This is a genomic window from Paenibacillus sp. FSL R5-0345 (genome assembly GCF_000758585.1).
Taxonomy (GTDB): domain Bacteria; phylum Bacillota; class Bacilli; order Paenibacillales; family Paenibacillaceae; genus Paenibacillus_AQ.
On the sequence record NZ_CP009281.1, the window covers coordinates 559,224 to 585,519 of the forward strand.

The window sequence follows — 26,296 nt, forward strand, 5'->3', positions numbered from 1 at the left end:
ACCGCAGCAAGAGGAGGACCTCTGCTGCGGTTTTGGAATACAGGCATACACACCTGTGCCAAAGCGTGGCGGATCAAGGGTCTCTCTCTTTACGCTTACGAGGTTAGCTGTCGGATTCGGACGGTGAGAGTCGCCCTACCTATGTGAGACTTGAACAGTCTCCTTCGGATTCACCCCAAGTAGGCCATGTGGCCCGATGGTTCCCCCGTTCCCTGCAAATACAGGAACTCAGCGTTGATTGTATTTCGTGAAATAGATTCAATCCGAATCATACTCTTTTCAAGGTGTTTCTGTAAAAGCAGAAAGTGTTCTTTTGAGCGCAATTTGAACCGTATCCTACCAACTGCGACGAAAAATCCTGCCAAATAGGTATTTATTGCGTGTTATCGAGCTTCTTCCTCGTTTAATCTCGACTTCTCGTTTCCTTTCCTATATAGGCGATTTTTGGTGATTTCTCCAGCTGTGGTGAATAAAATCACAGAGTCCGTCCGCTTTTCGCTAATTGATTCAAATTCGAGTAAACAAGAGATATAGAGAGATTGAATATCAAGTAAGCGCTATCCAATGCGAAAATAGTTTTTAATTTGCATTATTTTGGCATCAATCACGTTTTACAATACTTCCTGCATAAGGGTATGATTACTCCTGTTTCAACAACAATCGAATATTTGATCCGCTTAATTTCCGGTAAGGAAAGCGGGGGAACCAACAATCGGCAGACGATGTGAGAGTCGGAAGCCGGTTATGGGGTGAATCCTGTAGAGGATGCGAGTGAGCTCGCATCCTCTACAGGTAGGGCGACTCTCACCGCCCGAATCCGACAGCTAACCTCGTAAGCGTATGGAGAGAGGATGAGTGCAATGTGACCGCTAGCGAGCCACAGAGGAGAATCCTTTGTGGCTTTTTGCTGTGCTTTTTTAAGCAAAGCATTTATGGAAAACCTCAGGAAGAGGTCGTTATATTCATCATTAGCGGTAGCTTTTCTTTCAAGACCAGGGTGATCAAGCTCTGATCTTACAAGCAAAGCATTTGAGGAGAATAAGAGATGACAGATCAGAATGAATATGTACTGGTATGTGCGCCAACGAAGGCAGGAGAACATTTTATTAAGCTTCTAAAATTTAGAGGCATTAAGATGGCGGGATTGACCAACAACTTGCCTGAGAAGTCCCTACTTGAAGAGATGGGGATTGAGAAAGTCGTTCTAGTAGATACCCGCCATCAGAATACTTGGTTTCGCCCGCCGTTCCCGGTAGGCCGGGTATATCTGTTCGAGAGCAGCTTTACGTTATGCTGCCGCTACATTCAGATGTGCCGCACCTGGACGACGCAGCCGATTTTTGTGATCACAAGCTCAATAAATCCTAGATTGGTCTATAAAAGACTTGGTGCAAGTTATGTAATCTATTCCCACAGTGGAGATGCTGATTTTCTGATCGATAAATCACCTCATCAAGGATAAAAGAAGGAGTGCGGGAGATATGATGGATCTGTATATGGTGGCTTCGTTAGCTGTAATTTACGGGTTGTTTTATGGATTTATGCGCTGGTGCGCAGGTGTAGTTGAGGATACAGGGAGGGATAAGCTGTGATTCTAGTCATCGCTGTTACCCTACTGCTGTTTTTATATCTTGTTTACGCATTGATTCATCCGGAGAAATTTTAAGGAGGGGCATTCATGGGCATTTTGCAAATCGTAGCTGTAATCGTCATTCTCATCTTGCTGGTTAAGCCGATGGGCACGTATTTATATCATGTATTTTCTAATGAACCCAATCGTACGGATCGATGGTTTGGAGGCGTGGAAAAAGGGATTTATAAGCTGATCGGACTGAAAAAACGGGAAGGTATGTCCTGGAAAAAGTATGCGCTCAGCTTTGTTTTAACGAATATCGTACTGGTTACTTTCAGCTATATCTTTCTTCGATTGCAGCGGGGTTTACCGCTAAATCCGAATGGAATTGCGGATATGGAACAGACGCTTTCGTTCAATACGGTGATCAGCTTTATGACTAATACAAACCTGCAGCATTACAGCGGGGAGACGGGACTTTCGTATTTTTCACAAATGGCTGTCATCACGATGATGATGTTTACGTCTGCAGCGAGCGGATTTTCAGTTGCGGTTGCTTTTGTCAGAGGGATCACAGGACGCAAATCAGTCGGGAACTTCTTCGAGGATTTCGTCAAAGCACATATTCGTGTGTTCATTCCGCTGGCTCTGCTGGTTTCATTGGTACTGGTAGGATTACATGTGCCGCAAACCCTCAAGCCATCACTTGAAGTCACTACACTAGAGGGGCAAACGCAACAGATTGCTATCGGTCCAGTAGCTTCTCTGGAATCGATCAAGCATTTGGGCACGAACGGAGGCGGCTTCTTCGGGGCCAATTCATCGCATCCTTTTGAGAATCCTAATCCACTTACGAACGTGCTGGAGATTCTTTCTATGTGGATGCTGCCAGCTTCGCTCCCTTATATGTACGGACTGTTTGCTAAGAACAAACGTCAGGGCTGGGTTATTTTTACCGCAATGATGACCTTGTTCGTACTACTGCTGGGACTGAACTATTATGCTGAATCAAAGGGTAATCCGGCGATCAATGCACTAGGAATCGAATCTTCACAAGGCAGCATGGAGGGTAAAGAGGTACGCTTCGGCATTCCGCAGTCTTCCTTGTTTACTTCAGTAACAACCGCAGCTACGACAGGTAGTGTTAACAATATGCATGATACGCTGACACCACTGGGAGGTATTACGCCTCTGGCACTGATGATGCTGAACAATGTCTTTGGGGGTAAAGGTGTCGGACTGATCAATATGCTGATGTATGCGATTCTGGGTGTCTTCCTGTGCGGTCTGATGGTCGGCAGGACACCAGAGTTTCTCGGACGGAAGATAGAGGCCAAGGAGATGAAGCTGATTGCCATTGCGATCCTTGTTCATCCGTTCATTATCCTAGTACCAACCGCAGCTGCGTTCCTGACCGATTTGGGGCAAGGGGCGATTACGAACACTGGATTCCATGGGCTCAGCCAAGTGTTATATGAATATGTCTCTTCTGCCGCGAACAATGGCTCAGGATTTGAGGGGCTTGCGGACAACACAACCTTTTGGAATGTTACAACCGGGATTGTCATGCTGCTAGGCCGTTATGTCTCGATTATCGCAATGCTGGCAGTAGCAGGTTCTTTACTTCAGAAGAAGCCAGTTCCTGAGACCATTGGTACATTCCGCACAGACAATGGTCTGTTCACGGGGATTCTGATTGGTACCGTAGTGATTATCGGTGCGCTGACGTTCCTGCCGGTCATTGTACTCGGCCCCATTGCAGAATATCTAACCTTACGGTAGGAAGAGGGAGAATAAGATGAGTACTGTAAAAAGAAAAAAACTGCTAACGGGACCCATACTCCTTAGCGCTGTAAAGGATAGTTTTATAAAGCTTAACCCAGTAACGCTAATCAAAAATCCAGTCATGTTCGTGGTTGAGGTCGGTACGATCATTGTCCTCCTCATGGTGCTGGCTCCTGGATATTTTAATGCAGAGCAATCGATAGGCTTCAATATCACAGTGTTGTTCATTCTGCTATTTACAGTGCTGTTTGCGAACTTTGCTGAGGCACTGGCAGAAGGCCGCGGAAAAGCCCAAGCCGATTCACTCAAGAAAACAAAACAAGATATCACAGCAAACAAAATCGTTGGAGGGTCGGTGAAGACAGTATCCTCCTCCGAGCTGCGTAAAGGAGATATCGTCATCGTCAGCCAGGGAGAACTTATCCCTGGTGACGGTGAAGTGATAGAAGGGCTGGCTTCCGTAGATGAATCAGCGATTACAGGTGAATCTGCACCTGTAATCAAGGAAGCCGGTGGGGACTTTGGTTCCGTTACAGGCGGTACACGGGTCGTCAGTGATGAGATTAAAGTAAGAATTACAAGTGATCCTGGTGAGTCGTTTCTAGATCGAATGATCTCCCTTGTGGAAGGGGCGAAACGTCAGAAGACACCTAATGAAATCGCGCTAAATACACTCTTGATCAGTCTGACGCTGATTTTCCTGATTGTAGTAGTGACCTTGCGGCCGATTGCAACGTATCTAGGTGTTGATCTTGATATTCCCGTCATGATCGCCTTGTTGGTCTGTCTGATCCCGACAACAATCGGGGGACTGCTCTCCGCAATCGGAATAGCGGGTATGGACCGGGTGACCCAGTTTAATGTACTCGCGATGTCGGGGAAGGCAGTTGAGGCTGCCGGTGATATTAATACGATGATCTTAGATAAGACCGGTACGATTACCTTTGGAAACCGGATGGCGAGTGAATTTGTACCTGTCGGGAATGAATCGGAAGCGGAGCTCACAGCATGGGCGGCCATTAGTTCCTTGAAGGATGAGACACCTGAAGGACGATCTGTTATTGAGCTGGCCAAGAAGCTGGAACGCAGCTATGACAGTAAGCTTGCTGAAGGTGGGGCATTCGTAGAGTTTAAGGCAGAAACACGGATGAGTGGTATTGATCTGCAAGATGGACGCTGTGTACGTAAAGGTGCGGTGGACTCCGTGAAGAAGTGGGTACAGTCTAAAGGCGGAATCATTCCCGCCAACCTCGACAGTAATTCTGATGCCATCGCTCGGATGGGGGGAACTCCGTTAGCGGTTGCGGTAGATAATCGGATCTATGGACTTATTTACTTGAAGGATACGGTTAAACCGGGCATGAAAGAGCGGTTTGATGAGCTGCGGAAAATGGGGATCAAGACCATTATGTGTACGGGTGACAATCCGCTGACCGCAGCTACAATTGCTCGCGAAGCGGGTGTGGATGATTTTATCGCGGAAAGTACACCTGAGGATAAAATAGCAGTCATTCGCCGAGAACAGAACGAGGGCAAGCTGGTTGCCATGACAGGGGATGGTACAAATGATGCCCCTGCCCTTGCCCAAGCTGATGTGGGCTTAGCCATGAACAGCGGTACGACAGCCGCTAAGGAAGCGGCCAATATGGTCGACTTGGACTCCGACCCTTCGAAGATTATTGAGGTTGTTGCGATTGGTAAACAGCTGCTGATGACGCGGGGCGCATTGACAACCTTTAGTATCGCGAATGATATCGCGAAGTATTTCGCCATTATTCCGGCGATGTTCATGCTCGCCATACCGGAAATGGAAGCCCTGAATGTAATGGGACTAGGCTCACCAAGCTCAGCTATTATATCCGCTTTAATATTTAATGCGATTATTATTCCGCTGCTCATCCCTCTGGCTATGAAGGGTGTCTCGTATAAAGCTATGAGCTCTACGAAGCTGCTCGGACGCAATATTTTTATTTATGGGCTGGGCGGAGTGGTTGTTCCTTTTGCGGGCATCAAGCTCATTGATATGATCGTAAGTGTATGGATTTAAGACGAATTGACTAATCATTGAAAGGGTGAGAGCATCGTGAATAACGGAAACTCCATGGAGGATACTGATGAGCAGTTGTCATCATCGAAAAGTTCTTATTTCTTTATTATTGTACGATTAAGTCTAGTATTTATTGTTCTTTGTGGAGTGATCTATCCTCTGACGACTACAGCGCTTGCCCAGGTTCTGATGCCGTCGCAAGCGAACGGCAGCTTACTTAAGGACGATGCTGGAGTAGTTGTAGGCTCGGAACTTATCGGACAGAACTTTACGAACCCGGCTTTATTTCATGGACGTGTGTCGAGTATTGAGTATAAAGCAGAGGCTTCAGGCTCCAATAACTACGCTCCATCCAATCCGGATATGCTGCAGCGGACCAAGGATTTCATTGCGCAGTGGCAGCTCGATAACCCGGATGTGCCCGTGAACAAATTGCCAGTCGATTTGATCACCAACTCAGGTTCAGGTCTGGATCCGCATATCACACCTGGCTCGGCTATCGTGCAGATTCCTCGGATTAGCAATTTAACGGGTATTCCTGCTTCGCAGCTGGAAGAGCTAGTGAATAAGCATACTGAGGGCCGTGACTTGGGACTGTTCGGTGAAGAACGGGTTAATGTATTGAAGCTAAACATGGATCTATTGAAACTATCGAACAAATAAATATAACAAAAATCCCTGCCAGATTCCTTAGAATCGGGCAGGGATATCTTGCTTTCTAGAATATAAGAAAGTATAAGTTGCACATTATACATCATCCTTATATTTCTACGGGAAACGGCTGTCATCTTTGAAGGACGACAACGTCGTTTCTTCTTGGAACAGAAGAGTACATGCATGATCGGGGTTATTAAGGAGTGGTCTTGATGGGAACATACCGGAGGAAGACGCCGGAGGAGCTGCTGCTCTCGATCTATGAGCTGCATCGGGGACGTCTGAAAATCTATATCGGTCCGGTCAGCGGGTCGGGCAAAACGTATCAGATGCTGCGTGAGGGTCAAGCGCTTAAAGCGCAAGGAATTGACGCCGTGATCTGTGCGGTTTCGACGAACCAAAGTCCTGAAACAAGGGATCAGCTGGGCGATTTGGAACGGATACCAAGTATTCATTGGTTTCAGAAGGATATCGAAAAGAAGGATCTTGATGTAGAAGCTATTGTGGCACGTAATCCTGAAGTAGTGCTTACTGATGGCTTGGCTCACCAGAATCGCGAAGGTGCAGAGAGGTCAGGAAGGCTGGACGATATCAAATATTTATTGAGTAATGGGATCAGTGTCATCACAACTGTAAACGTATATGAACTAGAGGGTGCCGCGGATCTGGCGCGGAAATGGACCGGAATTGAGGTTGAGCATTCCCTTCCAGCTGAAGTGCTTACGCTTGCCGATGATATTGTTCTAATTGATGTGACACCGGAAAAGATACTTCAGCGCTTGTCCGACGGACATTTAGGTAAGCACCAGCAGATATCGCTTTTTAACAAGGGGAATTTAAGCAAGCTGCGGGAGCTGGCACTTCGGATGGTTGCTGAGGATGTTAATGATTCGCTGGAGAAACATCGGGAAGAGCAAGGGCTGCAGGGAGCGTCAGGGATTGCCGAGAAAGTCTTAGTCTCTGCACAGTATTATTGGAACGGCTCGATCCATATCCGCCGTGGACAGCAAATCGCCAAACGGTTAAATGGGGAACTTTCAGTTGTGTCATTTTGGAAGCAGGGTCTCACCTTTTCTAAGGAAGCAGCCACCTTTAAGCGATCTCTCTGGAAGCTGACCGAGAAGATTGATGCCTCTATGGAGGAGATCACCTATCGCTCGAAGCGGGAGATCCCTCGTCTGTTGGTAAAATACGCAACCCGGCACAATATAACCCGAATCGTTATGGGACATTCCAAGCAGACCGCTTGGCAGGAATTATGGAAGGGCTCGATTGCCAATTCGTTACTGAAGCAAATCCGAGGTGTGGATGTGTTCTTCGTGGCGGACCGTGCTGACCGAGAGGGAGAACGTGTACTTCCAACCCGGCAGAGTCGTAATGATCGGAAAGCGGATGTCTATCACAGGTTAAGCAGTCAGGAAGTACAGGATAAAATCGATGCGATTCGCGGAGGCACCTTTAAGGTATATATCGGGGCAGCGCCCGGTGTGGGCAAGACTTACAAAATGCTGCGTGAAGGGAATGATCTCTTGAAGAGAGGGATCGATGTCGTGATCGGACTTTTGGAAACGCATGGCCGTAAAGAAACCCTTGAACAAATCGGCGATTTGGAGATCCTTCCGCGTCTACGTATGGAGTATCGCGGGACCGTCCTGGAGGAAATGGATACGGCAGCTATTATTAAGCGTAATCCTGAAGTCGTGCTAGTGGATGAACTTGCTCATACCAATATGCCGGGCAGCAAACATAAGAAGCGGTATATGGATGTTATGGAGCTGCTGGATGCGGGAATATCTGTGATCTCTACCGTGAACGTTCAGCATTTAGAAAGTCTGAATGATGCCGTAGAGCAAATTACAGGCGTTAGAGTAAGAGAGACTTTTCCGGACAGCATTCTACAGCGGGCTAATGAGGTAGAGCTTATCGATGTATCACCCAAGATGCTTCAAGAGCGGATGAAGGACGGGAAAATCTATGCCATGGCCAAGGTGGATCAGGCGCTCGGAGCTTTTTTCAAAATCGGGAATTTGATCGCTCTTCGAGAGCTGGCACTGCGGGAAATTGCTGATGATGTGGATGAGCGGCTGGAAGCTTGGGAGCGTGTCGGTTCGCTACGGGGACCGTGGCGGCGTCAGGAAGTCATTTATGTATGTATCACCTTGGGGGATCATGCGGAGCGCTTAATTCGACGTGGTTTTCGGATTGCATATCGTCTAAAAGCCTGCTGGTATGTCACGTATGTGCAGGAAATTAAGCAGAATGGACCCATTTACGATAAACGTATAAATGATTTAAAAGAATTAACGGAACGACTGGGTGGAACGTTTAAGATGATTGAGAGCGGGCTTCCCGCACGAGTGGCGTCCTTGCTGCTAGAGAGATCTCAGGCTTTACAGAGCACTCAGATTATTATCGGCCAGTCTCAACGCTCATGGCTGCGTAAATGGCTACGCGGGGATGTTACTAAGCAGATTCTACGTTCTGCCAGAAACGTGGATGTACTGGTTGTGGCGGATCTCATTCGTGAGGAACCATAGATTATACCGAATGAAAAAGAGTATCCTCAAGCCGATCGGCTGTGAGGATACTCTTTTTTTGCAGCTATGAATTACATCAGATACTGAATAGTTTAATGGGTGAATTATTGGGCAGCTTCGATGAGTGCTTTGAGCGCAGGAAGATTAAATCCCTTGATCGCTTGATCCCCTGCTACGGTGACAGGAACGCCCATGAATCCAAGCTTCTCAACTTCCTCTTGATAGACTGTGCTGGTCATAACATCTCTTACTTCAAAAGGGACACCCTGCTCCGTAAGATAATTTTTAACCAAAGTACAGTCACTGCATCCTGCGGTTGAATAGACAATCACTGGCTCACTCATTGGTTCACAGCCTCTTTGATAGCATCTCTTGTGATCTTCCAGTGGGAAGTGTTCCAGCGAACCTCATTGTCCTCAAGCAGGAAGAGTTGTGGAGATTCATGTTTGATGCCGAAATCCTCAGCAATTTGATTGGAAACGGGACGATCCTCGATGACTAAGACCACTGCAGCGGCAGTATCCGCATCCTTCAGATAAGCCTGAAACTCTTCATTAGCTTTAGCACTAATCGGGCAGGTCGTGCTGTGTTTGAACAGCAGCTTCTTGCCAGGCTTAGCTACATATTGCTCAAGATCCTCCAGCGTATGGAGTTGTTGAATAGACATAGATATCACCCTCCTGGGATCGTTATTTTGCTAACAATTGTGTTGTTAACAACCTGTAATCATGATTGTAACATATATCAAAATTAAAACAAAAAGGATTCTGAAGGGCTTGCATAAGAGGGTGCTATACCTGAAACCAATCCCGTTGAAAAAAAGAGTACAGCATGCTAAGGTGAAAAGAAGCAACATGCCTAACTATATCGCTACGAGATAGGAGTGTTCAGAAGAATGAAGAGAGTTGCATGTGTAACTGGAGCTGATCGCGGGCTCGGACTGTCGCTTGTACGTTCGTTGCTGGCCAAACAGTTCTCAGTATTTGCAGGACAGTTTTTGAAAGAATCAGAAGATTTGAAAGCGCTTAAAGAACAATATCCTGAACAGTTAGAGCTTATCTCCCTAGATATCAGCAATAAAGACAGTGTAAAGCAGGCCGCAAGAGTAATAGCCAGTAAAACTGGGTATGTCGATATTATTATTAATAATGCAGGTATTATTCGTGGTGCTGATAATGCTACTGTGCTGGTGGAGCTGGATGATGAAGCCATGGCAGAAATATATAATGTAAATACGCTTGGCGCGTTAAGAGTCAGCAATGCACTGATGGGACTGCTGCTGCAAAGTAAGGATAAATTAATCGTCAATATTTCTTCGGAAGCGGGCAGTATTGCCCGAAATAAGCGTATCAACATGTACGGCTATTGTATGTCGAAGGCAGCACTGAATATGCAGTCCTCCTTGATGCATAATCATCTAACAACGCTTGGCGGTCAAGTGATGGTATTCCATCCTGGCTGGCTGCAGACTTATATGCATGGTAAGAAGGATGAACAAGCGCAAACGACTCCGGAAGTGTCGGCGGAACAGATTATAGCTCTTGTTCTCGATTATAAAAAATATCTGGGCGAGGAACCGGCCTATCTGGATATGGATGGCAGTGCGTGGCCTTGGTAGAAAGGGTATCTCAAAATAGGATTGGAAGAAAGGCGCTGATAATATGTCAACACTAAAGGCACTCGCACTCGGAAGCTACTCGGAGGTTAAATATCACCCCTTTGCTGGCGTGGACCGGGAGATCGAACAAATACTTGCTAATGACTTACAGGTTTTTTCCTCAGAGGATTATGCGCTGCTTCATAAAGAAACGTTGTCTGACTACAAGCTGGTAATCTCCTACACCGAATTTTCTGATGATAAAATCCCGGCGGAACAAAGCAGTGCTTTGCTGTCCTATGTGGCTGAGGGGGGCGGACTACTAGTGGTACATAACGGAATTTCCTTACAACGCAATCAGGAGTTAGGTGCTATGCTGGGCGCACACTTCACCCATCATCCAGAATACACTAAGCTACAGATGTCCATACCCGCACGGGAGCATCCCATTATGCAGGGAATTGAAGAATTTGTGATCGAGGATGAGCCGTATTATTTTGAGATGCATCCGTATTTCGAAACGACGGTGCTTGCAGAATATCCACATGAAGGAGCTATGCGACAAGCAGCTTGGTGTCACGAATTTGGTTTGGGTCGGGTGGTTTATTTAATGCCAGGGCATCATTTACCTTCATTTTCGGTAGAGCCATTCCGTGAAATGATTCGTAGAGGTGGGCTTTGGGCAGCAGGATTATTGTAGGTTATAAGTGGACAACTATATTATAGATGAAAAACGAGTCCAACTGTGGGATAACTACGGTTGGATTTTTTTGTTGACTCTTACATTGGTGTCAGGGTTTATACTGGTGTAGAACAATTCTCATGAACCCCGGGGAGAATGCTATGAAAATAGGTGAGCTTGCTAAACTAACGGGCGTAAGCGTCCGTTCACTTCGTTATTATGAGAGTCAGGGATTAATCTCACCGGTCCGTCAGGCCAACGGATATCGGGAGTACTCTTCACTCGCTGTGGAGACGGTAGAAACGATCAAATTATATTTGAACCTGGGTCTGTCAACAGAACAGATTGCAGGCTTTCTACATTGTGTCTTGATGAACAAAGAAGCTTTCTGCGCAGAAGTGATGCCACTATACCGCAGTAAGCTTGAAGATATTGAACGTCAGCTTGTAGAGCTGAATCAGATCAAACGGAATTTGGAAGAAAGAATGGCATCTATCTTGCAAGAGCAGAACGAAAGTAGGTTAGGGGCTTGTACACTGGAGAACTTGGAGTAAGTACTGCTGGTGTTGAAAACTATGAGGAGGAATGACAAATGGCTATCACAAATGCAGATAGTGCTGATTGGGTACGAGCAGAAATAGGCGGCGGTGGAACGGTATTGGTAGATTATGGTGCGCCATGGTGTCCTCCTTGCAAGGTGCTGCTGCCTCTTCTGGAGGATCTTCATCAGGAATATGGAGACGATGTTTCTATTGTAAAGGTGAATTGTGACGAATTTCCGGATCTGGCTGGGGAAGCCGGGGTTATGGGAATGCCTACAGTCATTGTATATAAAGATGGGCAGCCCTTGGAAAAGTTGGTTGGCTTACGTCCGATAGGAGCCTACCAAGGTGTATTGAACAAGGTTATTCAAGCATAGGGAAATAATTATAAAGATAATCTTAGGGAGACCCCATATTGTGGGGTCTTCTTTTGTATGCATGAATTATCCATCTTCGGTAAAAAATACGGTCACAGCTATAAAGGAGGGGTTAGGGGTGTGGAATGAGGTAATAGAATTAATTCCGAGTTGGGGTGTGATTTTCCAAGGGATTATGATTTTCTGTGTCCCTTTCTTCCTACTTCGTACAATAAGCTGGGCTAAAGCCAAAGAAGACAGGAAAACCACTAGAGCGGAAAAAGCTACTGGCAGTAAGGGTGGAGGGGTTCCTTACGGAGAAGCAGCATCTGGAAAAACAAGCCTATTAGAACGATCCCAGGAGCAGTCTAGCTCGGATGTAGTAACTAAGGATAAGGGAAAGAGAATCACTTATAGCGGCCACTTTGAGGATGATTTGCAGAAGTTTAAAGCGATCAGCGCCGATATGCATGATGTGAATGTAAGGGAGCTGCGAATCGGAAGCATAAAGACAAGAGCAGCGCTATTGTACGTAGACGGACTAACAGACAAAGACAAAATGGATCGGAATATATTGAAGCCGTTAATGAATGCGTATCAGCCATTTAAGGATATGAACTCGGTACCGGCAGCAAAGGATCTACAAGATATTCTCATCCATGAGATCCTGCTTATCTCGGAAGTGGGGCTTACGAATAATGCATACCTCTCTCTTCAGAAGGTGTTATTTGGATCTGCCGTGCTGCTTGTGGAGGGAATATCAGAGGCTTTTGTGCTCAGTAGTCCGAAGGGGGCTACAAGAGGGATAGAGGAGCCGGAATCTGAAGCAGTCCTGCGGGGCTCACGAAGTGGATTTAACGAGACCTTAAGCGACAACACGGCAATGCTGCGTAGACACGGGCAGAGTACAGAACTAGCTATGATTTCTTTTACTGTAGGAAAGAGAATGCAGAAGGAGCTCATCCTAACCTATATCAAGGATATTGCGAATGATGAACTTGTAGAAGAGGTCAAACGAAGAATTGAAACGATAGACTTAGATGATATTCAAGAATCTGGCTATGTTGAGCAATTAATCGAAGATAATAGCTACAGTCCTTTCCAGCAGATTCAAAATACAGAGAGACCGGACCGTGTAATGGCAGCACTCCTGGAAGGAAGAGTAGCCATTTTACTTGACGGTACACCCTTTGCATTGATTATGCCGGTAACCTTCGGGATGTTACTGCAATCGCCAGAGGATTATAATGATCGCTGGATGGTAGGCTCGCTGCTGCGCCTTTTACGTTTTTTTGCGGCAACGATATCACTGTTTGCCCCGGCACTATATATTTCCTTCCTCTCGTTCCAGCCGGGATTGATTCCCACTAAGCTAGCCATTTCTATTATTGCCTCTCGGCAAGGTGTTCCCTTCACTGTATTAATCGAAGCCTTGATTATGGAGACCTCGATTGAAATCTTACGGGAGGCTGGACTTCGCTTGCCTAAACCTATCGGTCCGGCAATGGGGATTGTCGGCGGTCTGATCATCGGTCAAGCTGCGGTGGAAGCTGGAATCGTGAGTCCAATCCTAGTCATTGTAGTATCAATTACGGCTGTTTCTTCCTTCTCTATGCCAATGTATAGTGCTGGGATGACGCTTCGTATGCTTCGATTTGCAGCTATGTTTTTTGTAGCAATCTTTGGATTATACGGAGTTGTACTGTTTTTTCTCTTGCTTAGTAGTCATTTAATTAAGCTGAAGAGTTTTGGTGTTCCTTATCTAGGTCTGGCAGTCCCAAATAAGATGGTGAATTGGAAGGATTTTATATTCCGTATGCCTTTTCAATTTCTAACAGGGCGACCTACGTTTTTGAAACCAAAGGACCCCTTGCGTAAAGGGTGAGAAGTTTAGGTAAAGGAGGAAGAGAACATGAGCGCCGAGGTAAAGGACCGAATTACTGCAGTTCAAGCGACGATCATTCTAGCCAATTATACGATTGCGGCAGGGGTACTTACGCTTCCTCGGACCATTGTAGAGGCCAGTGGTAGTCCAGATGTATGGATAAGTATTTTTTTAGGGGGAGCAATCTCTTTTCTGTTCGGATTGATCATCGTGAAACTTAGTCAAAGGTTCCCAGGCCAAACATTCTTTCAGTATATCGGGAAGATCATCGGCAAGCCACTCGGAATGGTTCTGTCAATAGGAGTCATTGGGTATTTTCTCAGTATCGCCGGCTTTGAGATACGTTCGGTGCAGGAGGTGACCTCTTTCTTTCTACTGGAAGGTACACCTCCGTGGGCTATTATGGCTGCTTTTATATGGATCGCCTTCTATTTATGCAGAGGAGGAATTAATGCGATCGGTAGCATGTGCAGACTCATTGTTCCGATTACCTGGACAGTGTTTCTAGGGGTTTGTCTGCTTAGTTTCGAAGTTTTCGACCTCAATAATCTACTTCCAGTACTTGGAGATGGTTTGGAACCCGTGTGGAAAGGGATCAAACCAACCATCCTAACCTTTACAGCTGGAGAAGCAATGTTGTTCGTTGTTGCTTTTATGGATAAGCCTCAAAAAGCAGTAAAGGTAATCATAGCTGGAACCTGTATATCGACGATATTTTATATCATGGCAGTTGTAGCGACCATAGGTGCCTTTTCTATAGATGGAGTTCTCACAAGAACCTGGCCGTTTCTCGATCTTGTACGAAGTTTTGAGGTGAACTATCTCATCTTTGAAAGATTTGAGTCGTTGTTGTTAGTGATATGGATTATGCAGATTTTTTGTACCTTTTGTATTGCAATTTATGCAGCGGCTTTAGGATTGTCCCAAGTGATCCATAAAAACTTCAAAAGTTGTTTGTTAGCTATTCTTCCGGTTATCTATGTAATTTCTAGAATTCCACCAAATGTGAATGCTCTGTTTGCTTTAGGAACAGGTATCGGTGATTCTATGCTTATTCTATTCGGATTGCTTCCGTTGCCATTGTTAATTATCACATACTTCCGGAGGGTTGCTTCATGAAAAAATGGAGGTTGTGGATCGTACTCACTGTACTATGTTCTCTGTTATCAGGCTGCTGGAGCAGCACACCGATTGAGGAATTAAACATGCAGATTGGTGTTGCACTGGACAGTGCGGAGGAGTCAGGAGGCGAGGAAGTAGCTAATCCGGAAGGTGGGAGCCATAAGAAGCCTGAAAAAATAATAAGTACCTATCAATTTACGATTCCACAAGGATCGGGAGGCGCCGTCATGAAGTCTTCTGCCAGTTCATCCTCCTTTAAGAATTACTATAATATGAGTGAAACTAGCGATTCTATCTTTGAAGCGCTACGGCAGCTTTCACTGCGTACTAGACGCACTCCGATAGGCCATCACCTAAAGGTCATTGTGATTAGTGAAAAACTCGCGCGTTCCAATAATCTTACTAAACTAATAGATTTCTTTACTCGGGATAATGATATCCGTCCGAGTGTTATGTTATTTGTCAGCAAGGGAATGGCCAAGGATGTATTGGAAAATGCACTGCCGGGTCAGACACCTGCATTTGTACTTGAAGGGATATTCAATAACAGAGACCGTAATATGGGGATATGGGAGCCGGTAACTTTGGCAAAAGTAGTTGGCCCGTTGCAAGCAAAGAAAAGCTTCTTATTGCAAAATGTTATTCCTATTCATAATGAGACAAAGCTATCAGGAGCAGGTGTAATCAACGGGGAAACGGGAAAGCTTGTTGGCTTTTTGGATCAGTCGGAGTTGGAGGGGATGGCCTGGCTGACCGGGAAGGGGCTGGGAGGAGTGCTTAAGACGTATAATCCGGATAACAATGACCTCTTAACCTATGAGGTGAAATCCATGCATAGCAAGATCAAAGCCAGTGTGAATAATGGTCAAATCTCTTTTACCGTGAAAATAAAATCTACAGGTAGATATGCTGAGGTCTTTGCCGAGAAACCGAAGAAATTACACGACGGAATTGTAAAGAAGGATAAAGCCTTGCTGCAGAATCGTGTTCTAGAATTGGTGCAAACTACTGTAACAAAAATGCAGAAGGAACTGCATACCGAAGCTGCCGGTTTCGGCACCAGTTTACATAATCAGCATCCGGCCGTATGGCGGAGCGTTAAGGATAACTGGGACGAAACCTTCAGCAAAATTCCAATTACTTATGAAATAAACCTGAATATTGAGGAATACGGCGCATCAGATACAACGGCTGAATAGTGAGCTTGTAAACGATTTAGAGTTATTTCGTTTGATGTGTGAGAGGTATGACATCATTTTGATGCAGCGCATCGAGTACATCGGTTTTTAATTGCTCAGTAAAGGTATTCCATGTTTTTTTGCCGACATTCAGCTCTTCTCGCCCAATAGCATGTAGTGTTTCCAGCCAAAGGCGTTTATCGTTTATCAGCCCGAGCTGATCTTGGATCTGCTTATATATTTCCTCATGGGCATGAAATTTTTGATTTAACGCAAAAGAGGCTGCACTAGCGGTATATCGCAGTTCCTTAGCAGCCATCCTCAGCTCATGCAGTGAGTCGAAGGCTGCTTCTGATTCGGCATCTTGTCCACGAAATATAGCCTTGCAAGCTTTTTTCTTCTGCTCGTAAGCTACCTCAAGTTCGCGCATGACAACGTTAGCATCTTTTTTCGCTACCAGGGCCTCAAGCTGTTCACTTAGGAAAGCTTTCCACTTATCATCCAGATCTTCATTGATTAGCTTAGGCAGCTCATCGGCCAGCTTCTTACGATAAGTTTTGCGCTTGTCCTTTTGGTGGTCGATCACAGCCTTCAACAGTTCTGCTGTCTTTGTATCGCCGTTTTCCTTGGCGTGTTTACGTTTAGTCTTGAACGATTCAATCAGAACATCTGCATCTCTGACCTTGCCTAATCTCTTTTGGGCTTTTTCAAATATGGGGTATAGCCCTAGAGTATGACCAGGGTCGAGAATGGAAAGCAGTGTTAACAGCTTACGGCAGTTCACTCTTGCTTGGTGAATGTCCTCGTCATCGAATTTGCTAATTGCATCATGGCAGTAATCCCAGAAATCAATATACAGCAGGTTAAGTGCCTGTTCCCATTGTCTTGTCTTGGTTAACTGTCGTTCCTTCATCACTTCCACTGTCATGCGGCATCACTCCTTAACGTTGTGTATAGCATGAACCTAAGGCTACCCCCTATTCGAGCTGGGGCATGTTCGTATACTATAAGGATAGCGTTATCATAACCTCATTTCAATTCTGATTTCGCACTAGCGAGGCAGATCGATTACAATATCACGGATAATACGGGAAAGAGGGGAATCGGTGGATACTCGGGAGTACGATGCAATGATCAATGGATCTATTAATAGAATTAAGGAAGCCATCGGACTTCCTGCAGAAATGGGACTCTTCCAGCATTTGATCTTAAAGGATAATAGTAAAAAGGTAGAAGAAGCGGGGGCCGGGGAGCTGTTGATCCCGTTCGCCTTTGAAGAGACCCTTTGCAGGGATGTTGGAGCGGGTCTCGTTCCTCCTAGCCTGCACCTATGGAGCCATTCTGGAGGTGTTGCGCTTGGACTACGGGACAGCAAGCTTCCGTACGCTGCCCAAGCGATGGCTAAGTTGGAGCAGCAAGGAATTCGTACAGCGGTAAGACATTCCGGTGGTGCTGCGGTGCCTCTGGATGATGGAATTGTTAATGTTTCGTTAGTGCTACCCAAAGGACGCGGAAAGCTGGATTTTCATGATGACTTTAGGCTTCTGGCTTCTCTGATCACTGAGGCAGTTGCTATGAGTCATCCACAGGCTGCGGCTCAAATAAAGGCTGGTGAGATTGTTGGTTCTTATTGCCCGGGGGACTTCGATTTGGCGATTAATGGGCGGAAATTTTGCGGCATTGCTCAGCGCAGACAAAATAATGCTTATTTCGTACATGCATTTGTAGTGGTTTCGGGTTCGGGACAGGAACGCGGTGAACTCATTCATAAATTCTATGAGCATGCCTCTGGAGGAGACTCGGCATTATCTTATCCGCGGGTTCGTCCAGAGACGATCGCTGGGCTTGGTGAACTAGGTGGGCCGAATACTACTGAAGTATTTGCCGAAGGGATTAGACAAGCATTAGCTGCCCGTGGAGTGTTGCTTAAATCCTCTGACAGGCTACAGCAGGAGACAGGATATTTCTTGGACTACGAGGATCCGCGTGTTCTGGATGCTGCGCGAGTCCTGCGTGAACGTTATGCCCAAGGATAAATGGATATTGAGCATCGTAAAAAAGGACGTAACAGAATCTGGCGAGAGGCCAGCTTCTGTTGCGTCCTTTTATTCATATAAATCCGGACGTCTGTCTGCAAAAATCGGGATTTGTGATCGGATTTCACGCACCTTATGTAATGCGATATCCCCCGTTAGGATTTCTTCCCCTTCAGAAGCCTCACCTAAAATATCTCCCCAAGGATCGATTATCATAGAATGCCCAGCAAAGGTATTGTTAGGATCGCTTCCAGCACGGTTGCAGGCTACTACATAACATTGGTTCTCGATCGCTCGGCTGATCAGTAACGCACGCCAATGGGATAACCTGGATAATGGCCACTCTGCACTAACAAACAAGATTTCTGCGCCTTGCGCGGTATGGGCACGAACCCATTCTGGAAATCGGATATCATAACAGATTAATCCGGCACATAAGGTGCCCTCCATAGAGAAGAGTCCTTTGGCTTCTCCCGGCTGCAAATACAGATGCTCATCCATTAGCTGGAACAAATGCAGCTTACTGTATTCACCAATGAGTTCCCCAGCTCGATTAAATATAAACATCCGATTAGTTACCCCGGAGGCATTTCTGCTAGCGACTGAACCAGCAACGATATTGATATTGTATTGTTTAGCTAAGCTGGAGATGAATTCTTTGGTTATTGCTCCGTTTAGATCACCAATTTCTTCTAGCCGGGTTAGATCATAGCCGGTGGTCCAAAGCTCAGGGAGAATAAGACAGTCGGGCGATGCAGCAGCAGCTTCACTAATTTTATTTGCTACAGTAGCATAATTCATAGCAGGATTGCCAAATGCTATATCCGTCTGAATCAGGGAGATTCTCATAGGATTCCTCCTTTTTGTTCAAGACTATAGCACCTTAAGGGGATAAGCAATGTTGATTTTTAAAAAATGATTTGATATATTAGTTGACGGGTCAATGATTATCAGTTAATATAATCTTATGCAAAACAATTGTATACAATTAAATTTATAAAGGAGGTATATTTTGACGGAGCACTTTCCTGAGGAAGACCGCATATTTGAACTGCTGCAGGCATTAAACAAGGGAATCTGTCCGAAATTCGAACGATGTGCTGGGATCAGTCCCACACGGCTTCGCCTCCTGCATGAACTGTTCCAGGTAGATGAAGTCAGCCAAATTACTCTGCAAAAGGGCATGGATATAGATGCGGCCGCCGTTACTCGGCACTTAAAAGGGATGGAAGAGAGCGGTACGATCACTCGCCGCAACAACCCAGCAGATAACAGGGTTACATTGGTCTCATTAACGGATCAAGGACGGGAAAGAATGATTCAATATAGTGAAGAGAAGAGACGATTTGTCGCTACTCTGCTTACTGGATTTAACGATCAGGAGCGAACAGTGCTCATAGATATGCTTAATCGTCTGCAATCTAATATCAATTTGTTGTAACAACACCAAATACAAACTCAAAGGAGATATACACATATGAACGCTACACAAACACAAACCAATGATTTTAAAGAAATTATTACGGGTCGCCGCTCTATCCGCAAATATGATCCATCCGTTAAGATCAGCAAAGAAGAGATGACACAAATTCTTACGGAAGCGACCCTTGCACCTTCTTCAGTAAATATGCAGCCTTGGCGGTTTCTTGTCATTGAAAGTGACGAAGCTAAAGCTACTTTAGCTCCTCTTGCTCGCTTTAATGGCGTACAAGTTGAAACCTCTGCAGCTATGATTGCCATCTTCGGTGATTTGAACAATTTCGATTATGCTGAGGAGATTTATGGTACAGCTGTTGAACGTGGACTAATGCCTGCTGAAGTAAAAGAAAACCAATTGACTAGATTGTCCGCTCACTTTGCTACCTTGCCACGTGAAGTTAACAAAGACACTGTGCTTATCGACGGCGCTCTTGTTGCGATGCAGTTGATGCTGGTTGCCCGTGCACATGGTTACGATACAAACCCAATTGGTGGTTACGAGAAAGATCAAATCGCAGAAGCGTTTGGCATGGAAAAAGATCGTTATGTTCCTGTAATGTTACTTTCCATTGGTAAGGCTGTTGATGCAGGTTATGCATCGGTCCGTTTGCCTATCGATAAGATTGCTGAGTGGAAATAATAGGGTACACCTTAGGAGGAAAATACAATGATCATTATTCATGCTGTGCTTAAAGTAAATCCGGAACGTCGCGAACAATTCTTGGCGGAGTCCAAAACACTACTCACTGCTACTCATGCTGAAGAGGGAAATCTCTCTTATGAACTGTATGAAAATGCCGGAGAAGCAAATTCATTTATTATGGTGGAGACATGGCGCGACGCTGAAGCCGTATCCAGCCACAATACAAGCCCACATTTTACCGCGTTCTCAGCTAAAGCAGCTGAATTCTTGGCTGCGCCGCTCGACGTTAAGGTATTTAGCGCAGAGCAAGTGAAATAAGTTATCTCGATTCTTAGTGAATCCTGGTTGATCTTAAACAGGGATGGTCCAAAGCCACATTGGCTGCGGGGCATCCCTGTTTTTTATGTTCCCCGTTTATAAGGAGGAGTTCAAGGGTATCTATCCTTACCTTGATACATGCCACTCACAATAAAGATAGGGGATCTTACATATGGAAATACAGAAAAATATGATCGATATCTTGAACTATTATTTATCAGGCGGTTCACTTGTCCGTATGTTGGGCAAAGCAGGAGAAGAGGTGGAGCGTTGGCTAAAGGAGATCGACTTGGAGGCAGCCAAAGCATACCGTCAGTCCATTGGCGGAGTCATCACGGAGAGTCAGCAGCTATTGCAGGTTCCTGGCGTTAGTCCAAGATTGCTGGGGCAACTTACTGAAGCATCAGGCAGATTAGATTCAGATAAGCTAAAAGTTCTGGCCCCACAAACCACATGGAATAATCGAGTAGATCCTTACGTGAACGGACCCGAATGCCTTGGAATGATATTGGAAGAAATGAAGAAGGCACAGCATTATATTCACCTGTCCATGATGCTCTTCTTTAATGACCGTTCAGGCAATCTGGTTGCAGATGAATTATTTCATGCTCTGAAACGGGGGGTGAAGGTACGGATCATGGTCAATTACACGCTGACAGCTTTAGGATATGAGAATAATCTGGCGGTTGGTCAATTCTCTAAAATTTCTGAAAGGCTCGAGAATGCAGGAGCTAAGCTGTTGAATACCTTCAATTCTTATTATACAGCCGTAGAATGGCGTGTGAAGCGGAAGGTTCTGGAGCAGCAAGGCGTACCGGAAAGTATCCTGTTCTTACAGGATAAAGTACAAGAGGATGTAGAGATCACAGGACTGAATGTCATTGATCATCGGAAGTTTATGGTCATTGATGGGGTGACCTCTATTATTGGAAGCCTGAATATTGGCGATCAGTACACATACGTGACACCTGTTCAGGTTTCATCTGCGGTCAGTATAGAAGGACATCTACAGGGGATTCCTAGTAAAAAAGAGGAGTGGCATGATGGATGCTTCCGGATTTGTGGCGCGGCGGCGCAGACTCTGAATGTTATGTTTCATTCCCGTTGGCTGCTATTGGGCGGCGATCCTTTTGACGTAGAGGATGCCTTCTACCATCCGGATGTGAATTATCATTTTGGAGAGGAAGAATGTACGCTGTTTGCAAGTTTTCCGGGCAACCCAGTTAACTTCATTCAGCAATATTACTTAGATTTAATTACCTATGCGACTGAGGAGACGGTGATTGTAAATCCTTATTTGATTGATCAAGAGTTTTGGGATCGGCTAGGGGAGCTAGGGCCAGACTGTTCCAGTCATCTGAGCATTTGCAATCCGCTGAAGGTTAATGATCATCCTACCAATTATGCGGCGGTACGAGGCAATATGTATAAGCCGTTTATCAATGGGGTTTCCTTTTATGATTACAGCTTCACAGGTCGGTTTTCACATTGGAAAATAACCTATGACCATAGATCACAGGCTGTATTTCATGGCTCCTATAACATCAATGAGAGAAGCGCCTGCCATGATTTCGAGCTGGGAATGCTGGTGAAAGGAGAGGCTTTCGCAGAGCGGATAAAGTCTATGATTGATTATGATCTAGGCGTTTCACGAAAGATTACAAAGAAAAGTGAGTTCTTTAAGCATCCTTGGCTGCATCCTAGTACTTATCTGAACAAGGTTACTCAGAATTACACTTGATAATATCGGTTCGTTGTCATGTATAATGATCGTTATAAATGATCAAGGTGGAATAAAAGCTATGAAAATCAAAATTACAAAGAGTGGCTTGAAAAAGGATGAGGTATTTTTTCGCACAGAGTTTGGTGAGGGTAGGGGGATCTGGTGCGGTGCTCCTATGGGGCCAGATACGGAAACGGATGTGGAATTCGAGCTTTCGGAGCTGCTCATGAGATGGGTGGATATTCTACCTGTACCTGCTACTGAATTCGACATCAGATTAGAGGGAGATAAAGTTGTTTTTACCGGTGTGCTGGAGAATATTGAAGAGGACGGAACTGGATTTTTGCGATTAGGTGAAAGTCTAGTAATGTTCGAGTGTCTCGGTGAGCCTATGGCGCTTGGTGTCTTTGTAGAAGTGCAGGTCCGTGATGTGCGCATCTACCCCTTGAGTATTTGACGCTTATCAGGGACTAAGATAACATACAAAGATAACACTAGATTTAGAAGTAAGTTATGAGGAGTAGAAGTCTATGAACACCGAAATTCAGCAATTTAAGACCGAATTCTTCAAGGCGCTGGCTCATCCGATGCGTATTCGTATCCTGGAACTGCTCAGCGAAGGTGAGAAGAATGTGAATGAGCTGCAAGCGATTCTAGGATCAGAAGGCTCTGCTGTATCTCAGCAGTTAGCTGTTTTACGCGCCAAGAATGTAGTAGCCAGTGTAAAAGAAGGCACCACAGTGATTTATTCGCTACGTGATCCACTGATTAAAGATCTTCTGGTCGTAGCTAAACAAATATTTGATAACCATCTGGTGAATACCATTTCATTGCTTGAGGGTATGCGCGGAGAATAAATGAATAACATTATTTTGGCGTTGACAACAGTCGCGTCCTAGAGTAATGTTTTTCTTATATTCAAATAATCAGATATTCAAAGAAAAGAAGGTTTGATCATGACAGGGTGGGGCCGGTATAAAGGCTACAACATGAATGCTTTTCGCAAGGATTTGATTTCGGGGACAATCGTCGGTGTTATTGCCATTCCTTTGGGGATGGCATTTGCTATTGCTTCCGGTGTTAAACCGGAGTATGGCATTTACACGACGATCGTTGCCGGCATATGTATTTCATTGTTCGGAGGATCAAAATTTCAAATTGGCGGGCCGACAGGTGCTTTCATCCCTATCTTATTTGCCATTGCGATGGAGTATGGCTATGAGAACCTGCTTATCGCAGGGATGATGGCAGGGGTTATATTAGTCCTCATGGGATTATTAAAGCTGGGAGTACTGATTAAGTTTATTCCGAGGCCAGTAACGATTGGTTTCACAGCGGGAATAGCGGTCATTATCTTTACCGGACAGATTGCTAATTTCCTTGGATTAAGGGATATAGAACGGCATGAGCGCTTTGTAGATAACATGAAAGAAATAGGGCTTCATCTATCGACGGTGAATGGGTATAGTATTCTGACCGCTGTGATTTGTCTTGCCGTGGTCATCCTAGCAATTCGATTCGCTCCAAAGGTGCCTGGATCATTGGTAGGTCTTCTGTGCGCGACTGTGATTGCTGCGTTATTCTTTAGCGGCAAAGTGACTACGATTGGCTCTGCTTACGGGGACATTCCGAATACCTTACCGAGCTTTCGATTTCCGGACATTACTTGGGAACGGATTACCCTGCTAATTCGTCCGGCATTTATCATTGCAATGTTAGGCGCTATAGAGTCATTGTTATCCGCTGTTGTAGCGGATGGAATGACAGGCAGCCGCCATAATAGCAACCGTGAGCTAATCGGTCAGGGGATCGCGAATATTGCTGCTCCATTGTTCGGAGGCATACCGGCAACAGGAGCAATTGCTAGAACAGCGACGAACATCAAGAGTGGCGCTGTTTCTCCGATCTCAGGGATCGTTCACGGTGTGGTAGTGTTTCTAATTCTCCTGTTGTTCGCACCCTATGCTTCGAGTATTCCTTTAGCTGCGATGGCACCTATCTTAATGGTAGTAGCTTGGAATATGAGTGAGCGCAAAGAGTTCCTTCATTTGCTTAAGATCAAGACCGGCGATTCCTTGGTATTATTCATCACTTTCTTGTTAACAATTTTTGCAGATTTAACGTTGGCTGTAGAGGTGGGATTAATTCTTGCAGTCATTCTGTTTGTGAAACGAATGGGAGAGGTTCATTTGGTGGCCAAAGTACTGCCTGATCCGAATTCCGTTAAGGTAGAAGCACATATGGTCACGGAGAGTCATGATTGTCCGCAAATTGGTATTTACACGGTGGAGGGTCCGCTATTTTTTGGCGCAGCCTATCGATTCGATGATACTATGCCAAGTTATGGCTCAGATCAACCCAGAATTATATTAATGCGTATGGGGAAAGTACCATTCATGGATACCACAGGAGAATCCAATTTGGCAGAACTGGTGCGGCATTTACAAGCTGTTGGAGGGAAACTAATGATCTCCGGCATACAGCCGCAGCCGCTTGAGTTGCTCAAGAGAACTGGACTGTATGACACTATAGGTGAGGCGCAGTTTCATCAGCACACTGGGGAAGCGATTAATGATGCACTTAGCAGTATCGATTACAATAAGTGTATTGGATGTAGCCATGCCGCTTTTAGGGAGTGTACAGCGTTCTCGTGTATGGAAGAGGCGGGAAACCTACGCGGTCTAAAGGGGCGTAAGAAACCTGTAATAGCACCTGAACTAAATGGTGGTCTCTGAGTTAAATAGACAAGAGTCAGCCCGGGCGTTTCTGTGTCCGGGTTTTTCTGTTCAAATATAAGAATTTAAGTTTCACATCATATATTATCCTTATATTTCTCGCTTAAACGCTTAGTGTCCTAATAAGGACGACAAAGGCGTTTATGCTTGAGATTGGACTTGAGAATGCCAAATTTGTACAATTGGGTATAAGTTAAATGTAAACTATCTCGATAAGGAGAATATAAGCTCATGAAGGAATTGAATTATCCGAAGGTGTTTATGCTCTTGGCAGGTCTGTCTGTGGCGACATTGGCCGTATATCGTGTAGTGTCACTACAGACGGATTCGTTTTATGCATTTTTAATCTGGAATTTGTTCCTGGCTTGGATTCCGTTCCTGTTCTCTATGGCTGCTTATGAACTGGATAAAAGGAAGATAGGTGGCTTGCTGCTTATTCCCCTAGGCGTCGCTTGGCTGCTGTTCTTTCCGAACGCGCCTTATCTCATGACGGATCTGGTGCATCTGACGATAAGAAAAAGTAGATATATCGTGGATGGCACCATTCAGAATCGGTATTGGTATGACTTGGTAACTCTCTTATTGTTCACTTGGAGCGGTTGGCTAACCGGGTTCTTCTCTTTATACCAGTTCCAGACGGTTGTTTATCGCAAGAGCAGCCTGCTGTTCTCTTGGATATTCGTACTCGCGGCATGTGTGCTTGGGGGATATGGAGTTCTGCTTGGCCGAGTCTACAGGCTGAATAGCTGGGATGTACTGACGGACCGGCATCAGTTGTACCAACTGGTTATGGACAGCTTGAATCGACAATCGGTATTTTTCAGCTTGTTTATTGCGTTTGTATTACTGGTTATCTACGCTACGATGTACTGTTTGCTGAATGGTCTTGGAACCAGTGAAAGAGGAAGGGGCGCTAAGAGCATTCGTGGTTAATCCATAAATTCGGGATCAAATTGGTATTGTTTCAGATCTACCACACCTTTTTCATTAAAAATAATCCCTTCCTCCTGCAAATAAAGCTTCTGGAGGGAGCTGGATTCATCTTCAGTCAAGGAGATCATTCCTTTGGCGTTGATGACCCGATGCCAGGGAAGCTTGTATTTTCTACTCATGGAATGAAGGATCCGAACGACCTGCCTCGCGCCTCTTGGGCTTCCTGCCGCACGTGCTATTCCTCCGTAAGTCATCACCTTACCTTCAGGTATGGATTGTATAATACGTATCACTTGTTCCGTAAATGGTGTCATAGGGAGCTCCTATTTCTTATTTTCATCAAATTATACCAGATGATCACTATAATCATAAACCATCAACAATGTCGCTGCTAAAGCGGCTTTTTTTATTTTCAAAGGATGAAGTTTTCTTTCCCTCGCGTAGGAGTTGATCCCTTTTCAGTATAATTTT

The 26,296-nt window shown here is 45.2% G+C and carries 27 protein-coding genes and 2 riboswitches; of the genes, 22 read left to right on the forward strand and 5 right to left on the reverse strand.

Annotated elements, in window-relative coordinates; translation table 11 throughout:
* Nucleotides 1-78: 78 nt before the first annotated feature.
* Nucleotides 79-244, reverse strand: a riboswitch (cyclic di-AMP (ydaO/yuaA leader).
* Between the two features lie 420 nt (nucleotides 245-664).
* Nucleotides 665-855, forward strand: a riboswitch (cyclic di-AMP (ydaO/yuaA leader).
* 190 nt (nucleotides 856-1,045) lie between these two features.
* The 6 genes from R50345_RS02550 (at nucleotide 1,046) to R50345_RS02570 (ending at nucleotide 8,596) form a co-directional block, all read left to right on the forward strand.
* Nucleotides 1,046-1,462 carry a hypothetical protein gene (locus R50345_RS02550; protein ID WP_042123826.1) on the forward strand — a complete coding sequence of 139 codons (417 nt, stop codon included), beginning with the start codon at nucleotides 1,046-1,048 and terminating at the stop codon, nucleotides 1,460-1,462.
* 126 nt (nucleotides 1,463-1,588) lie between these two features.
* Complete coding sequence (gene kdpF, locus R50345_RS32385; RefSeq protein WP_076116927.1) at nucleotides 1,589-1,666, forward strand: K(+)-transporting ATPase subunit F; 78 nt, start codon at nucleotides 1,589-1,591, stop codon at nucleotides 1,664-1,666.
* 12 nt (nucleotides 1,667-1,678) lie between these two features.
* Complete coding sequence (kdpA, locus tag R50345_RS02555; protein ID WP_042123828.1) at nucleotides 1,679-3,355, forward strand: potassium-transporting ATPase subunit KdpA; 1,677 nt, start codon at nucleotides 1,679-1,681, stop codon at nucleotides 3,353-3,355.
* A 16-nt stretch (nucleotides 3,356-3,371) separates the two neighbouring features.
* On the forward strand, nucleotides 3,372-5,405 hold the full coding sequence (gene kdpB / locus R50345_RS02560; protein WP_042123830.1) for a potassium-transporting ATPase subunit KdpB: 2,034 nt from the start codon (nucleotides 3,372-3,374) through the stop codon (nucleotides 5,403-5,405).
* Between the two features lie 54 nt (nucleotides 5,406-5,459).
* Nucleotides 5,460-6,068: a potassium-transporting ATPase subunit KdpC gene (gene kdpC / locus R50345_RS02565; protein WP_156114902.1), complete on the forward strand. Its 609-nt coding sequence runs from the start codon at nucleotides 5,460-5,462 to the stop codon at nucleotides 6,066-6,068.
* A gap of 203 nt (nucleotides 6,069-6,271) precedes the next feature.
* A complete protein-coding gene (locus R50345_RS02570; RefSeq protein ID WP_042123833.1) occupies nucleotides 6,272-8,596 on the forward strand; it encodes a histidine kinase in 2,325 nt (774 codons plus the stop codon).
* 104 nt (nucleotides 8,597-8,700) lie between these two features.
* On the opposite strand, the gene R50345_RS02575 is transcribed toward R50345_RS02570, so the two are convergent.
* Both R50345_RS02575 and ytxJ read right to left on the reverse strand, forming a co-directional pair.
* Nucleotides 8,701-8,940 carry a glutaredoxin family protein gene (locus R50345_RS02575; protein WP_042123835.1) on the reverse strand — a complete coding sequence of 80 codons (240 nt, stop codon included), beginning with the start codon at nucleotides 8,938-8,940 and terminating at the stop codon, nucleotides 8,701-8,703.
* On the reverse strand, nucleotides 8,937-9,263 hold the full coding sequence (gene ytxJ / locus R50345_RS02580) for a bacillithiol system redox-active protein YtxJ (RefSeq protein WP_042123836.1): 327 nt from the start codon (nucleotides 9,261-9,263) through the stop codon (nucleotides 8,937-8,939). The genes R50345_RS02575 and ytxJ overlap by 4 nt, the downstream gene beginning before the upstream one ends.
* Nucleotides 9,264-9,491: 228 nt before the next feature.
* Between ytxJ and R50345_RS02585 the strand changes: the two genes are divergently transcribed.
* The 7 genes from R50345_RS02585 (at nucleotide 9,492) to R50345_RS02615 (ending at nucleotide 15,979) form a co-directional block, all read left to right on the forward strand.
* Nucleotides 9,492-10,214 (forward strand): SDR family NAD(P)-dependent oxidoreductase, encoded by a 723-nt coding sequence (locus R50345_RS02585; protein WP_042123839.1) that lies wholly within the window; start codon nucleotides 9,492-9,494, stop codon nucleotides 10,212-10,214.
* Nucleotides 10,215-10,257: 43 nt separating this feature from the next.
* Nucleotides 10,258-10,893, forward strand: a complete 636-nt coding sequence (locus tag R50345_RS02590) for a ThuA domain-containing protein (protein WP_042123841.1) — start codon at nucleotides 10,258-10,260, stop codon at nucleotides 10,891-10,893.
* A gap of 143 nt (nucleotides 10,894-11,036) precedes the next feature.
* A complete protein-coding gene (locus R50345_RS02595; RefSeq protein WP_042123843.1) occupies nucleotides 11,037-11,429 on the forward strand; it encodes a MerR family transcriptional regulator in 393 nt (130 codons plus the stop codon).
* 38 nt (nucleotides 11,430-11,467) lie between these two features.
* Nucleotides 11,468-11,794, forward strand: coding sequence for a thioredoxin family protein (locus tag R50345_RS02600; RefSeq protein WP_042123844.1), 327 nt, complete (start codon nucleotides 11,468-11,470; stop codon nucleotides 11,792-11,794).
* Between the two features lie 118 nt (nucleotides 11,795-11,912).
* Nucleotides 11,913-13,658: a spore germination protein gene (locus tag R50345_RS02605; protein ID WP_042123845.1), complete on the forward strand. Its 1,746-nt coding sequence runs from the start codon at nucleotides 11,913-11,915 to the stop codon at nucleotides 13,656-13,658.
* 27 nt (nucleotides 13,659-13,685) lie between these two features.
* Nucleotides 13,686-14,777 carry a GerAB/ArcD/ProY family transporter gene (locus R50345_RS02610; protein WP_042123847.1) on the forward strand — a complete coding sequence of 364 codons (1,092 nt, stop codon included), beginning with the start codon at nucleotides 13,686-13,688 and terminating at the stop codon, nucleotides 14,775-14,777.
* A complete protein-coding gene (locus R50345_RS02615) occupies nucleotides 14,774-15,979 on the forward strand; it encodes a Ger(x)C family spore germination protein (RefSeq protein ID WP_042123849.1) in 1,206 nt (401 codons plus the stop codon). Before R50345_RS02610 ends, R50345_RS02615 begins: the two co-directional genes overlap by 4 nt.
* A 22-nt stretch (nucleotides 15,980-16,001) precedes the next feature.
* On the opposite strand, the gene R50345_RS02620 is transcribed toward R50345_RS02615, so the two are convergent.
* Entirely contained in the window at nucleotides 16,002-16,886 is an 885-nt protein-coding gene (locus R50345_RS02620) for a CHAD domain-containing protein (protein WP_042123851.1), read from the reverse strand.
* 178 nt (nucleotides 16,887-17,064) lie between these two features.
* On the opposite strand from R50345_RS02620, the gene R50345_RS02625 reads away from it, so the two are divergent.
* Nucleotides 17,065-17,994 carry a lipoate--protein ligase family protein gene (locus tag R50345_RS02625; RefSeq protein ID WP_052414440.1) on the forward strand — a complete coding sequence of 310 codons (930 nt, stop codon included), beginning with the start codon at nucleotides 17,065-17,067 and terminating at the stop codon, nucleotides 17,992-17,994.
* A gap of 69 nt (nucleotides 17,995-18,063) precedes the next feature.
* On the opposite strand, the gene R50345_RS02630 is transcribed toward R50345_RS02625, so the two are convergent.
* Entirely contained in the window at nucleotides 18,064-18,843 is a 780-nt protein-coding gene (locus tag R50345_RS02630) for a carbon-nitrogen family hydrolase (RefSeq protein WP_042123852.1), read from the reverse strand.
* 163 nt (nucleotides 18,844-19,006) lie between these two features.
* On the opposite strand from R50345_RS02630, the gene R50345_RS02635 reads away from it, so the two are divergent.
* The 8 genes from R50345_RS02635 (at nucleotide 19,007) to R50345_RS02670 (ending at nucleotide 25,825) form a co-directional block, all read left to right on the forward strand.
* Entirely contained in the window at nucleotides 19,007-19,435 is a 429-nt protein-coding gene (locus R50345_RS02635) for a MarR family winged helix-turn-helix transcriptional regulator (RefSeq protein ID WP_042123853.1), read from the forward strand.
* Between the two features lie 36 nt (nucleotides 19,436-19,471).
* The gene (locus R50345_RS02640; RefSeq protein ID WP_042123855.1) at nucleotides 19,472-20,113 is read left to right on the forward strand and encodes a nitroreductase family protein; all 642 of its coding nucleotides are present in this window, start codon (nucleotides 19,472-19,474) and stop codon (nucleotides 20,111-20,113) included.
* A gap of 27 nt (nucleotides 20,114-20,140) precedes the next feature.
* A complete protein-coding gene (locus R50345_RS02645; RefSeq protein WP_042123857.1) occupies nucleotides 20,141-20,434 on the forward strand; it encodes a putative quinol monooxygenase in 294 nt (97 codons plus the stop codon).
* A 172-nt stretch (nucleotides 20,435-20,606) separates the two neighbouring features.
* Nucleotides 20,607-22,175, forward strand: a complete 1,569-nt coding sequence (locus R50345_RS02650) for a phospholipase D-like domain-containing protein (protein WP_042123858.1) — start codon at nucleotides 20,607-20,609, stop codon at nucleotides 22,173-22,175.
* Between the two features lie 61 nt (nucleotides 22,176-22,236).
* Nucleotides 22,237-22,614, forward strand: a complete 378-nt coding sequence (locus tag R50345_RS02655; RefSeq protein WP_042123859.1) for a hypothetical protein — start codon at nucleotides 22,237-22,239, stop codon at nucleotides 22,612-22,614.
* A 73-nt stretch (nucleotides 22,615-22,687) separates the two neighbouring features.
* Nucleotides 22,688-23,014: an ArsR/SmtB family transcription factor gene (locus R50345_RS02660; RefSeq protein ID WP_042123860.1), complete on the forward strand. Its 327-nt coding sequence runs from the start codon at nucleotides 22,688-22,690 to the stop codon at nucleotides 23,012-23,014.
* Between the two features lie 99 nt (nucleotides 23,015-23,113).
* Nucleotides 23,114-24,892: a SulP family inorganic anion transporter gene (locus tag R50345_RS02665; protein WP_042123861.1), complete on the forward strand. Its 1,779-nt coding sequence runs from the start codon at nucleotides 23,114-23,116 to the stop codon at nucleotides 24,890-24,892.
* Between the two features lie 231 nt (nucleotides 24,893-25,123).
* Nucleotides 25,124-25,825 carry a DUF1361 domain-containing protein gene (locus R50345_RS02670; RefSeq protein WP_042123862.1) on the forward strand — a complete coding sequence of 234 codons (702 nt, stop codon included), beginning with the start codon at nucleotides 25,124-25,126 and terminating at the stop codon, nucleotides 25,823-25,825.
* Here the strand turns inward: R50345_RS02670 and R50345_RS02675 are convergent.
* Entirely contained in the window at nucleotides 25,822-26,139 is a 318-nt protein-coding gene (locus tag R50345_RS02675; protein WP_042123868.1) for an MGMT family protein, read from the reverse strand. The two genes, R50345_RS02670 and R50345_RS02675, sit on opposite strands and share 4 nt — an antisense overlap.
* Between the last annotated feature and the right edge of the window lie 157 nt (nucleotides 26,140-26,296).

Coding starts and splice junctions, on each gene's coding strand:
- R50345_RS02550 (WP_042123826.1), top strand. CDS start 1,046: ATGACAGATCAGAATGAATATGTACTGGTATGTGCGCCAACGAAGGCA.
- kdpA (WP_042123828.1), top strand. CDS start 1,679: ATGGGCATTTTGCAAATCGTAGCTGTAATCGTCATTCTCATCTTGCTG.
- kdpB (WP_042123830.1), top strand. CDS start 3,372: ATGAGTACTGTAAAAAGAAAAAAACTGCTAACGGGACCCATACTCCTT.
- kdpC (WP_156114902.1), top strand. CDS start 5,460: ATGGAGGATACTGATGAGCAGTTGTCATCATCGAAAAGTTCTTATTTC.
- R50345_RS02570 (WP_042123833.1), top strand. CDS start 6,272: ATGGGAACATACCGGAGGAAGACGCCGGAGGAGCTGCTGCTCTCGATC.
- R50345_RS02575 (WP_042123835.1), bottom strand. CDS start 8,940: ATGAGTGAGCCAGTGATTGTCTATTCAACCGCAGGATGCAGTGACTGT.
- ytxJ (WP_042123836.1), bottom strand. CDS start 9,263: ATGTCTATTCAACAACTCCATACGCTGGAGGATCTTGAGCAATATGTA.
- R50345_RS02585 (WP_042123839.1), top strand. CDS start 9,492: ATGAAGAGAGTTGCATGTGTAACTGGAGCTGATCGCGGGCTCGGACTG.
- R50345_RS02590 (WP_042123841.1), top strand. CDS start 10,258: ATGTCAACACTAAAGGCACTCGCACTCGGAAGCTACTCGGAGGTTAAA.
- R50345_RS02595 (WP_042123843.1), top strand. CDS start 11,037: ATGAAAATAGGTGAGCTTGCTAAACTAACGGGCGTAAGCGTCCGTTCA.
- R50345_RS02600 (WP_042123844.1), top strand. CDS start 11,468: ATGGCTATCACAAATGCAGATAGTGCTGATTGGGTACGAGCAGAAATA.
- R50345_RS02610 (WP_042123847.1), top strand. CDS start 13,686: ATGAGCGCCGAGGTAAAGGACCGAATTACTGCAGTTCAAGCGACGATC.
- R50345_RS02615 (WP_042123849.1), top strand. CDS start 14,774: ATGAAAAAATGGAGGTTGTGGATCGTACTCACTGTACTATGTTCTCTG.
- R50345_RS02620 (WP_042123851.1), bottom strand. CDS start 16,886: ATGACAGTGGAAGTGATGAAGGAACGACAGTTAACCAAGACAAGACAA.
- R50345_RS02630 (WP_042123852.1), bottom strand. CDS start 18,843: ATGAGAATCTCCCTGATTCAGACGGATATAGCATTTGGCAATCCTGCT.
- R50345_RS02640 (WP_042123855.1), top strand. CDS start 19,472: ATGAACGCTACACAAACACAAACCAATGATTTTAAAGAAATTATTACG.
- R50345_RS02645 (WP_042123857.1), top strand. CDS start 20,141: ATGATCATTATTCATGCTGTGCTTAAAGTAAATCCGGAACGTCGCGAA.
- R50345_RS02650 (WP_042123858.1), top strand. CDS start 20,607: ATGGAAATACAGAAAAATATGATCGATATCTTGAACTATTATTTATCA.
- R50345_RS02655 (WP_042123859.1), top strand. CDS start 22,237: ATGAAAATCAAAATTACAAAGAGTGGCTTGAAAAAGGATGAGGTATTT.
- R50345_RS02660 (WP_042123860.1), top strand. CDS start 22,688: ATGAACACCGAAATTCAGCAATTTAAGACCGAATTCTTCAAGGCGCTG.
- R50345_RS02665 (WP_042123861.1), top strand. CDS start 23,114: ATGACAGGGTGGGGCCGGTATAAAGGCTACAACATGAATGCTTTTCGC.
- R50345_RS02670 (WP_042123862.1), top strand. CDS start 25,124: ATGAAGGAATTGAATTATCCGAAGGTGTTTATGCTCTTGGCAGGTCTG.
- R50345_RS02675 (WP_042123868.1), bottom strand. CDS start 26,139: ATGACACCATTTACGGAACAAGTGATACGTATTATACAATCCATACCT.